General features: G+C 39.4%; 4 protein-coding genes. All 4 read right to left on the minus strand.

Features of this window, described 5'->3' with window-relative positions; translation table 11 throughout:
* A partial coding sequence (locus FJ218_09790) for a hypothetical protein (GenBank protein MBM4167191.1) occupies positions 1–5603 on the minus strand: 5603 nt, incomplete at its 3' end.
* Positions 5604–5774: 171 nt separating this feature from the next.
* Positions 5775–7190 (minus strand): hypothetical protein, encoded by a 1416-nt coding sequence (locus FJ218_09795; protein ID MBM4167192.1) that lies wholly within the window; start codon positions 7188–7190, stop codon positions 5775–5777.
* Between the two features lie 11 nt (positions 7191–7201).
* Positions 7202–7792, minus strand: a complete 591-nt coding sequence (locus FJ218_09800; GenBank protein ID MBM4167193.1) for a thioredoxin family protein — start codon at positions 7790–7792, stop codon at positions 7202–7204.
* A gap of 106 nt (positions 7793–7898) precedes the next feature.
* Positions 7899–8939 carry a DUF1611 domain-containing protein gene (locus tag FJ218_09805; GenBank protein MBM4167194.1) on the minus strand — a complete coding sequence of 347 codons (1041 nt, stop codon included), beginning with the start codon at positions 8937–8939 and terminating at the stop codon, positions 7899–7901.
* Positions 8940–10678: the final 1739 nt, after the last annotated feature.

A 10678-nucleotide genomic window follows, 5' to 3' on the forward strand; every position in this document is an offset into this window, starting at 1 on the left:
ATTCCCCCAAGTTTCTTTACGATAGTATCGCGCACATTTGCAAGCGTTGGAATCGGATTTTTCGGAGTTATCGCTTTCGATTTTGCGGCAAACGCTGTTGAAACGGTAAAAGTGCGGTATCGCGACGTATCCAAATAACGATTCACAAATTGCACGCGTATATTGTCGCCGCTTTTAACCGAAAGTTTTGCGCCTGTTTGTGTTGCTAATGGAATGGATACTTGCGCAAGATTATGATTGTACACACGCACAACAATATTTACCCAATGCAAACTATCTGCTTCGAGAACAGAATAATTGCCGGGTTTCACATTGTTGATTTGCAAAACCGAATCGTTCGTTGTTTCCATCAATGAATCTGTGGTTGCGCCGTAGTAAAAAGAGAGCGACCAGATTTTTCCGTTCACATCATCCGTTGAAAGTGTATCGCCATCGTAATCGGAAAATTTTTCAATACGAATTTTCGCTGTCGTGTATTCTCCGAAGTTTTGTTCAGACAATTGTAAGCCGGAAACGGCAACGAATCCGTCGGGAGCAAGACTTGCAATTCCATTTTCCAATGACAGCGATGTTGAAATCGAATAAGTTCCCGCAAATAAATTCGTGAAAGAATAAATGCCGCTTTCATCCGTATTTGTCGAATCGTTTTTTGTTCCGTTCAAATACATAGGAGCATCGGAAATTCCGCTTTCACCCGCATCATAGATTGCATTTGCATTGAGGTCGTGAAATTTTATTCCATTCACCCATGCGGGGAAAAACAACGCAAGTGCATTGTTACTTGATACAGTTCCGCTTGCAATCTGAAGAACAACGGTGTTTTGCGATTGTCGTACAACGTTTGCTTTCTCTGCTTTTGCATAAAGCGAATACGAGCCATACAAAAACTGCGCGAACGAAAAGTTCCCGTTTGCATCTGCAACGACAGAATCGAAAGGTTCGTTTTCATTAGTACGTTTCACAAAAACTTTTGCGCTCGAAAATCTGATTTCGTCGTTGTTGAAAACCGTATCGCCATTGCTATCTTCAAATACACTGCCGGAAACAATTCCACACTGAAAATTTCCAAAACTTTTTTCCGAAACATTCATTCCACTTTGGAAAATTGAAACAGAAATTGTTCCGGAATTTAATGGAAGCATTTGTTTCCATCCCGATGGTAAAACTTGCGTAAGGGTATAATTTCCCAACGTCAAGTTAGAAAAAGAATAATTTCCGTTAGCATCAGAAAGCGTTGAATCAATTTTTGTTCCGGATAATTTTATTTTCCAGTTCGCAAGTCCTTCTTCACCGTTCTCCTGAATTGCATTTCCGTTTTTGTCATGAAAAACATTTCCCGACATCAAACCGAGTTGAAAATTCCCAAAATTTTTATTGGAAATATTTTGACCTGAAGAAATCGTAATGTGGTAATTACTCAACGAAGCGGGTAAAGTTTGCATCCATCCATTTTGCTGAACTTCGCTGAGTGTAAACGTTCCCGCTAATAAATTGTTGAACGTATAATTTCCGTTTGCATCCGTGAGCGCCGAATCATTTTTTGCTCCCGAAATTCTAATTTTCCAATTTGCAAGTCCTGTTTCACCCGCATCTTTAATTCCGTTTCCGTTCGTATCGTTAAATTTCATTCCGGAAATACTTGCCGGTTGATAGTTCCCGAAATTGCGTTGTGTGAACGAACTTCCGCTTGAAAGAATGGAAACAGAATAGTTTCCCGAATTCACGGGAAGAGATTGTATCCATCCGATTTGCTGAACTTCCGAAATCGTATAACTACCGACAAATAAATTCGAGAATGAATAGTTGCCGCTTGCATCTGTGAAAACAGAATCATTTTTCCCACCGGAAATTTTAATTTTCCAGTTTTGTAATCCGCTTTCGCCCGCGTCTTTAATTCCGTTTGCATTGATATCGTTGAATGTTGTTCCACTGATTGTTCCCAATTGAAAGTTTCCGAAATTTTTTCCGCTCACTTGTTGTCCCGTCGTAACAGTTACCGAATACGAACTATTATTGATTGGTAATGTTTGATTCCATCCGATTTGTTGCACTTCGGAAATAGTATAATTGCCGATGGGAACATTGGAGAACAGGTAATTTCCGCTCGCATCGGTGAGAACGGAATCGTTTTTAGTGCCGGAAATTTTTATTTTCCAATTTGCAAGTCCGATTTCATTTGAGTCTTTAACCGCGTTTCCGTTTGCATCGAGAAATTTTGTTCCGCTGATATTTCCCGTTGCAACTCCGCCCGTTTTTATTCGAACACTGTCGAGATAGAAATTATTCCCGTAACCATTCACGGCTTTAAATTTTAAGACGACATTCGCACCGACAACTTGCGCACCTAATAGTACACGCACTGTTTTCCATTGAGACGAAGTTGGGGTAAATTGCGAAGTCGTTGCGGGAGCAGTTGCAAGCGTAGAACCCCACGCATAAAATAATGAAACAGGAAATGTTGTTCCGCCATCAAGCGACATTTGCACGCGAAACGAATCTACGTACGTAGAATTATATTCTGCATACGCATAATCGAACAACAGCGAATCGGTTGCGAGAAATCCATTGATAGCAGGAGCAATAAGTTCATCGGTGCTTCCTGTATTTGCGTTAGTGTAGAAATCATACTTTGCAGATTTTGCGCCAATTCCATAACTGCTGACGCTGGAAATTTGCCACGTTACATCGTTATTCGGATTATTCAATGTCCAGTTTGTTGGTGGAACAAGTCCATCTTCAAAATCTACAGTAGTCAAAGACGATTGTGGAACAACTTTATTACCAAAATCAATATTCGTATAAGAATTTCCGTTAGAGAATGATAACGAATGAACGCCCGAAGCAGGATATGTTTGCGCCCATCCGAATTGTTGAACTTCGCTAACGGTAAAAGTTCCGTTTTGCGTTATGATAAAAGAATAATTTCCACTTCCATCAGTAATGGTTGAATCGGAATAGGGACCGCTAATTTTGATTTTCCAATTTGCAATTCCCGGTTCTCCCGCATCTTTATTTCCGTTTCCGTTCACATCTTTAAATTTCATTCCGCTAATCATTCCCATCGCACGATTTCCAAAATCTTTTCCTGTACTAGATTGACCATTGGAAAGCGAAACTGAATATGTTCCCGAAGCAGGCGCAGTTTGTGTCCATCCGTTTTGCTGAACTTCACTTACGGTGTATGTTCCTGCAGTAAGATTTCCGAAATAATATTCGCCTGCTCCACTCGTTAGCAACGAATCAACAACTGGACCTGAAATTTTTATTTTCCAGTTTGCAAGTCCGTTTTCTCCTGCATCTTTTACCCCGTTTCCATTAATGTCGTTGAATTTCATTCCGGAAATACTTGTGTTGTTGATAGAAATAGAAGTTTCCCATATTCCTCTTCCGTATGTTGCCGCGCGAAGTTTGCTTGTGCCAAGATGAATTTCCAGTTCGCTTACAATAACATTTGGCAATCCTGTTGAAAACAACTCCCACGAAGTTCCACCGTTTGAAGAATGATACGCGCCAACATCAGTTCCTACAAAAAGTTCACTTCCGTTTTGCGGATGAACAGCAATACAATTTGTTGGAATAGAAGGTAATCCTGTCGAAATGTTTTCCCACGACGTTCCGCCGTTCGTTGTTTTGTACACTTTGCTGCTTCCGTAACCTGAAAACGTTACAAATAATGTCGTTGAACTTGTTGGGTGAACTGCGAGATATGTTATTGAAGCACCGGGAAGTCCGGTCGAAATGCTTGTCCAGTTTCCTCCGTTGTTTGTTGTTTTGTACAATGATGATGACGTTGCCGCATAAATTGTATTAGTGTCTGTTGGTGCAATTGCAAGAGCAATAAGAGTAGAACCGGTTAATGAAGAACTGATTGCTGTCCAACTATCGCCGCGATTCATTGTTTTATACACTTTTGTTGTTCCTAAGTACAACGAATACGGATTCACAGGGTTGATGATATAGGGAGTAACCCATCCGCCATTTTCACTAATTCCGGAAGTAATGGAAGTAAAAGATGTGCCGCCGTTTGTTGTTCTCCGAATCGCACCGTAATACAATTCGCCATAACCGATATTTTCATTGGAATAATCAATCAGTGTTTCCATTCCGTCTCCGCCGATAATTCTTCTCCACGCTCCGCTTAAATATCTATCGGTTCCGTTATCTTGCGCTCCTCCGTAAATTCTGTTTGCATTGGTTGCAGATGCTCCTAATTTGTAAAACTGTGTAATTGATAATCCGTTACTCAAATCTGTCCAAGCAGTTCCTCCGTTTGTTGACTTAAAAATACCACCATCATTACCGACAAAAATAGTATTATTATTTCCGGGAAGAAAACAAAAACCGTGCTGGTCTGCGTGTATATATGGAACTCCCGTTCCGGAATACCAATGCGTAATTTTTGTCCACGAAGTTCCGCTTGTTGTTGACTTGTACATATTTATTCCGCCAACATAGATGACAGTTGCATTTGTTGGGTCAGTATCAAGCACCAAATCATACCATCCCTGTCCATCAGTTCCCGTTCCATCCCACGAAAGAATGTTTGGTGTCGTTGATTGTTGCGTCCAATTCGTTCCTGCATCGGTTGTTTTGTATAATCCGTAAAAACCAGATGCCGAATTGACATACAGCGCATAAATTGTTGAAGGTGTAGAATTTGCAATACTCACGGCTACTCTTCCAAATCCGGAAGTTGGTAAACCCGTTGTAAGTTGTGTGAAAGACGAGCCCGTATTTGTAGATTTATACACTCCATAATTATTTCGTGCGGCGTACCAAATTGTTGCATCAGTTGGATTCACTTCCAAATCCTTAAAATTTCCGGAGAGAATATTTGTCCACGATGATCCAGCATTTGTTGTCCGGTAAATTCCAACGCTTGTTGCAGCGAGAATAATATTTCCATCCGTAGGATGTGATACAAGTTTACTGATAGTTCTGGTTTGTGAAGTTGTCCAGTTGAGTCCCGTGGTGTTCCACGTATTTCCGCCATCGGTAGATTTTAAAACACCTATGCTATACGTATCGCCGGCATCACCATCTCCGGTTGCAATATACATCGTATTGGGATTTGTTGGGTCATAGATAATTGATGTAATTCCCAAAGAACCAAGCATATCGGTATTGGTTGTCCACGAAGAACCTCCATCGTTGGACCTCCATAAACCGCCAGAAGCAGAACCTATCCAAATGTTACTGGTATTCGCAGGATGAATTACAACACAATTTATTCTTCCAACACCGCCCTCATTTGCAGGAATGACAGAAGGACCAATGAGGGTCCAATTTGCATTGACGTTTTTTTGCTGTGGAAAGGTGCGATAATATTCTTCCATTCGCGTTCGCAAAATATCGGAAGCGGGAAAATTTCCTGTTGGAAATACACGCTGTTCCCAAAACCATTCCCATCGCTTAAACTGCTTCCAGCCAACACTGCGACCGGGAGTTTTTCCTTCCCAATAATTATTGAATTCCTCCTGAATTTTGTAAAAATTTGTTTCTCCTTCACGGAGATTTTTCGTCCATGGTTGCGCATTGATAATAGTAAAACCAAAAATCGTTAGCGCAAAATACAAGATGAAATGTTGTAAACGTGTATACATAAAAAACTTTCTGACATTAGATTTTTTTGTTGGGAAGAAATACAGAAAAAATATAGTTATTGAATGTGATGTTTGCAAGTTTATTTTCCAGAATTTTCATCCCAAAAATTTCTATAAAAAAAACGAGAGACGCAATATCTCTCGTTTCCCATTCTTGAGTATCAATTTCCGTTATGGATTCCTTACATTTGCTACCGCGTTTCCGAGTTCTCTCATCGGTATTTTTAAAGAAGAAATCCCTTTATCAATCGCCTCGTTTTCATTTTTTCCCATTCCTTTTCCCGTTGCAGAAACTGTTGCAATGATACGCGATACGTGTTCGTCAATAAATTCAATTGCAAGGGAAATACTTTGCGTGAACATTGTTCCGCTCATTCCATCAACTGTCCCGCTGTTTTCTGCACCGAGTGTCGCTTTGACAAGAATTTGCGATTTCTCGTCTGTAACCGCCCCGCTCTGTTCTAACGATTGAATTAGTTTTTTTCGAAAATTCTCTTTTGCTTTCGTGCTTCCTGCGCCGAGAATTTCTACTTTGCACGTTATGCTTTTTTGTTCGAGAGTAAATTCGAATTTCACTGATGTATTTTTTGCAACCAATGAACGCAATTCACTGCTCATAGTTTTGAAATCTATCAACGAAAGTACTTTTCCTTTTCCTCCCATAACGCCTTTGGCTTCGGCAAGAAATGTATGTTTTGCAAATCCGTTTTCGTCGGAAATGATTGTTGCAAGAATATCATTTTGAATTTTGAAGACGATGGGAACTCCCTTCAGCGGTAATTCTCCATTTGCAGTTTTCACCGTCGCTTTGGTTACCAATTGTTCCGAAAGATTTTTTCCTATTTCACCGCGCTGTGCATTCCCGGAAATAATGGTCAAGGAAATTCCGGAGAGATACGATTTCAATTCCGCTTCAATGATTTCCGGTTGCACGGTTCTCGGAAGCGTATAGAACGATGGCGCAATACCGTTGTAAAACATTACTTGCGGATAACATGCATCAAACGAATTGAGCGCGTCAAGATATGTTGAAATTGCAACATTGATTTTCGCTTGCATCGAAAATTCTTTTGCTGAAATAACTTGTTGTTCGATGCGTTTGATTTTTTCTTCGATGCCTGTTTTAACAAAAGAAATGAATGCAGATTTTTCTAACGCTACCATAACATACGTTTGATTGTCTTTGTTGGAAACCTCAGTGTTCACTGTTTGCAATCCGACGAGTTCCGTTGCATCAACAATACTCTCTGTTCTGTTTTCAATGTTTGAAGTAAGTTCCGAATTTTTTCCGACAGTGATTTCTTTTTGAACGGATTGTATCTGCGACGAAACCCGCACTTTGAATTGCGCCGCAATATCCGTGCGCGCAGAGTTTGTTGCCATTTCAATTGCTTTTGTATCCGTTCCTTTTGCGCTTCCGACTCCGAGCCAAAATTCTTCCGAAGAATATTTCGGAAGTTTTTTTTCGAGATACCATTGAGGAATTTGCGCAACGCAAATATTTTTTCCAATGAGAAACCATATTCCGATAAATACATAGTTGAAGTATCTCCGGTAAAGCATAACATATTTCCTTTCAAAAAACATTACTGAAAAAATTATTTATTTTGAATTCGTTTAATCGTACACCCCTTAGCAGTCGTTTCTTTCACAGAAATTTCTTTTCCTGCAAGCAATGCGTCGAGAGTGTTTTGTAAATCGTGCGCTGTTACTTCTTCCGCTTTCCGTTTATCGTCAATGCGTCCGTGATACAAGAGTTTTCCTTCTTTGTTCACGACATACACTTCCGGTGTAACGAGCGCGCCGTATAAATCAGCAATTTTATTTCCATTGTCCTTCAATACAGGAAAATTGAATTTATGCTCTTTCGAATGTTCTGCAATATTATCAACCAATTCTTCTTTGTTTGAATTGATGCCAAAAAATGAAATTCCTTTTTTGGAATATGTATTATTGAGTTTTGCCATTCGCTCGTTGTATGCGTTGGAAGCGGGACATTCGGTGGAGATAAACATAATTACGGAGAATTTGTTTTCCTTCTCTTTCCGAACTTTATCGAGTGAAAATTCTTTACCGTCATAATTTTTCAACGTGAAAGATGGAACACTCTCTCCGATTTTGAGATTTTGTAAATCAGAAGAAAGTGCAAGTGAAGTGAATAATAATATGAGAGTGATGAGATTTTTCATAGTTGTGTTTTGGTTTTGATTGTGAATTGAAATGTTTAGCCACGAATTACACTAATGTTTCCCGAATGTTCGCAGTTTTATTGGTGAAAATTCGTGCAATTCGTGGCTAATAAAAAAAACTTTGAATTGCATCAGCAAGTATTGTAATTTCGGAAGTTAGAACATCTGCAACGGGTAAATTAGTTTCGTCTTCCAATTTCTTTTTCGCTTCGAAAATTTGTTGCGCGTTCATATTCACTGTATTCATCGCAATGCCAACAACTTTTGATTTCTTAAATGGCGAAAGAATTTCTTCGTGCAGAGAAATTATTTTTCTCAAATCCGGAATCTGTAAACCGTAATCGTCAAATTTGCGAATCGGATGATGAACGAGAATCATCGCATCGGGCATCACGCCGTGCAGTAATCCCAATGTTACACTCGAATATCCTTGATGTGTCAGCGAACCTTGTCCTTCAACGTGAATAAATTCTTTTCCTTCTGCAATGCGCCTATCAATTTCCATTTCAATTGCGCCCGCAACAAAATCACTCACGACAGAATCAATCGCAACACCGCGTCCCGAAAGTAAAATTCCCGTTTGTCCCGTTGCAACAAAATCCGATTTCAAATTTCTTCGCACAAATTCTTTATGGAGTTCGAGCGATGCCGTCATTTTTCCAACGTTGCAATCTGTTCCAACCGTAAGAATTGTTTTTGCTGTTCGTGTTTTCCAACTTCCTTTTGCGACAACTTCATATTCATTCGGAATTTTTCTTAAATCGGAAATTGTAACATCATATTTTTTTGCAAGCGAAGAAAATTCTTCATCATCGGAAAGATACGTGTGCAAACCACTGATGATATTGAGTTTGTGTTGAATCGCTTCGGTGATAATTGCGCGCCACTCGTTCGGCAATCTACCTCCCATCGGCGCAATACCAATGAGAAGCGTATTTGGATTTTGTGAAAATGAATGTCGGAGAGAAGAAAAAATTGGAATGTTGTTACCGAAACCAAGAATATCGTTTGCAGTTTTTCCTGCATTGCGACTATCTATAACACCGACAACTTCATTGGGAATATAGCGAATCGCTTGATTGCACGTTTTCGATTCGAGCGGAGAAAATTTTCCTTCGGCGAGGATTACGATTCTTCGATTCATCATTCATTCTACTTATTCAACCGAAAGTTTGCAAGTTTCACCAATGCTTCCGCGCTCCATTCCTGCGGCTGCCAACTGCGAACATAAATTTGCGGCAATGCTTGCTCGAAATCCACAAGCAAAAATAAATATCCTTCATCCGCATACGACGTTGAATTGTAATTTTGCCGCATACTGATTCCGTACGTTCCTTCCGTTGCATTCTTCTTATTGATTTTGAACGTAGAAAACGCAAGCGCGATATCTTTTTCTTTCTTGAACACTTCGCTTTGTTTTTTCAAGAACTGCGTTTTCGTGTACGTGATATATTGAATGTTCGGCTGCGATTCATTCATTGCAGAATACTGATACGGATTTTTGCTCGCACTTTTTTTCATTTCTCTTCCGACAATAATGACCGCTTCATCGGCAAAAATAGAATCAAGCGTTGCCATATCTCTGCACATATACGTCGTGCGATATTTTTCCATAAACTTTACTATCACTTGCCGATTTCCCCAATCGTTGCCAAGTTTTCCTTCTTCGACAAACGTTTGATACAAGTTATCCATAATGCCAAAGTTCACGTCGTAGAGTTTTCCATTATCAAAAAAATCAAGAATGAGATATTCCGTTGTTTGTTTGCTGAGTGAAGGATAATTATTCAGCACTTTTATTTTCCTTACTTCCCAACCATTGAACGTTTTATTCACATCGGCGGGAATAAAAAAATCAATGAAAGAAATATTATTCAACTTCAAAACATTGAGGATTTTCTTTTGCAAAAAATCATCGCTCCTGTAATTTTCTTTGATTGCATTCTCATCTCGGCGATAGAGCAAATCTAACAAAGCAAGCGTTTCATTTTTTATTTGTTCGATTACCGTTGCGCTATCTTTGTTGTTCAACTGCAATTGAAATATTCCGATTTGTTCTTCGTCTGAAATTTTTTCCTCTGTTTTTTTCTTTTCCTCTTTTGGTTTTTCAACTTTCAGCGCAACTTGCTTTGTGTTTTTGAACGTTGGCTTCAACACTACATTCCACAACTCCGCAACTTCTTTTATTTCCTCTCGCGCTTCGTAATAACTGTATTTGATGTTCACATCTAGATTTTCAAATTTCACGCTTGCGCCGACTAAACGAAATGCCGCTTCTCCATCTGTAGCGGTTACATTCACTTGATTTGTTCCATCCCAAAACGAAAATTCGAGATTAGAAATTGGTTTCTCGTTCGCAGAAAGTACAAATACTAACTCACGCTCTTTCTCGGAAACTTTTCTCTCTTTGCGCAAACTAAATTTTACAGAAGAAATAATTGCATTGAGACGCAGCGGAATTTCTGTCGTGAGATTTTTATTATCGTGCAGAACAATTTGAGACGGAACCGAATTAAGAAGAATTGCGCCAAAGTAATACCATTTGAGTGCATCGCCGTAATTCATCGCTCGTTCCAATTCCTTTGCATTGTTGCAAATATCGCCGACAAGTGCGAGACGTTCTTGAAAAAGTTTTTCCACTTCACTTTTTTCGATGTAATGAAACACTTCAATTTTTCCGCTTGCTTGCGTTTTGTTTGTGTGGAGATTTTTCAGTGTCGCAGTGGAATACGAATGGAGAATTTCCTGCACATTCTCATTCAACTTCCCGGATTTTTCTTCAACGCTTTTTTGAAACGACGAAGAAACAGTAACAGCAATACTTTGCGTAAGTTGTTTCAACGCATTATCAAACGCTTCCTTTTCATTTTCCGAAGATGATTCTCC

The sequence above is a fragment of the Ignavibacteria bacterium genome, from assembly GCA_016873775.1.
In the GTDB taxonomy this organism is placed as follows: domain Bacteria; phylum Bacteroidota; class Ignavibacteria; order UBA10030; family F1-140-MAGs086; genus JAGXRH01.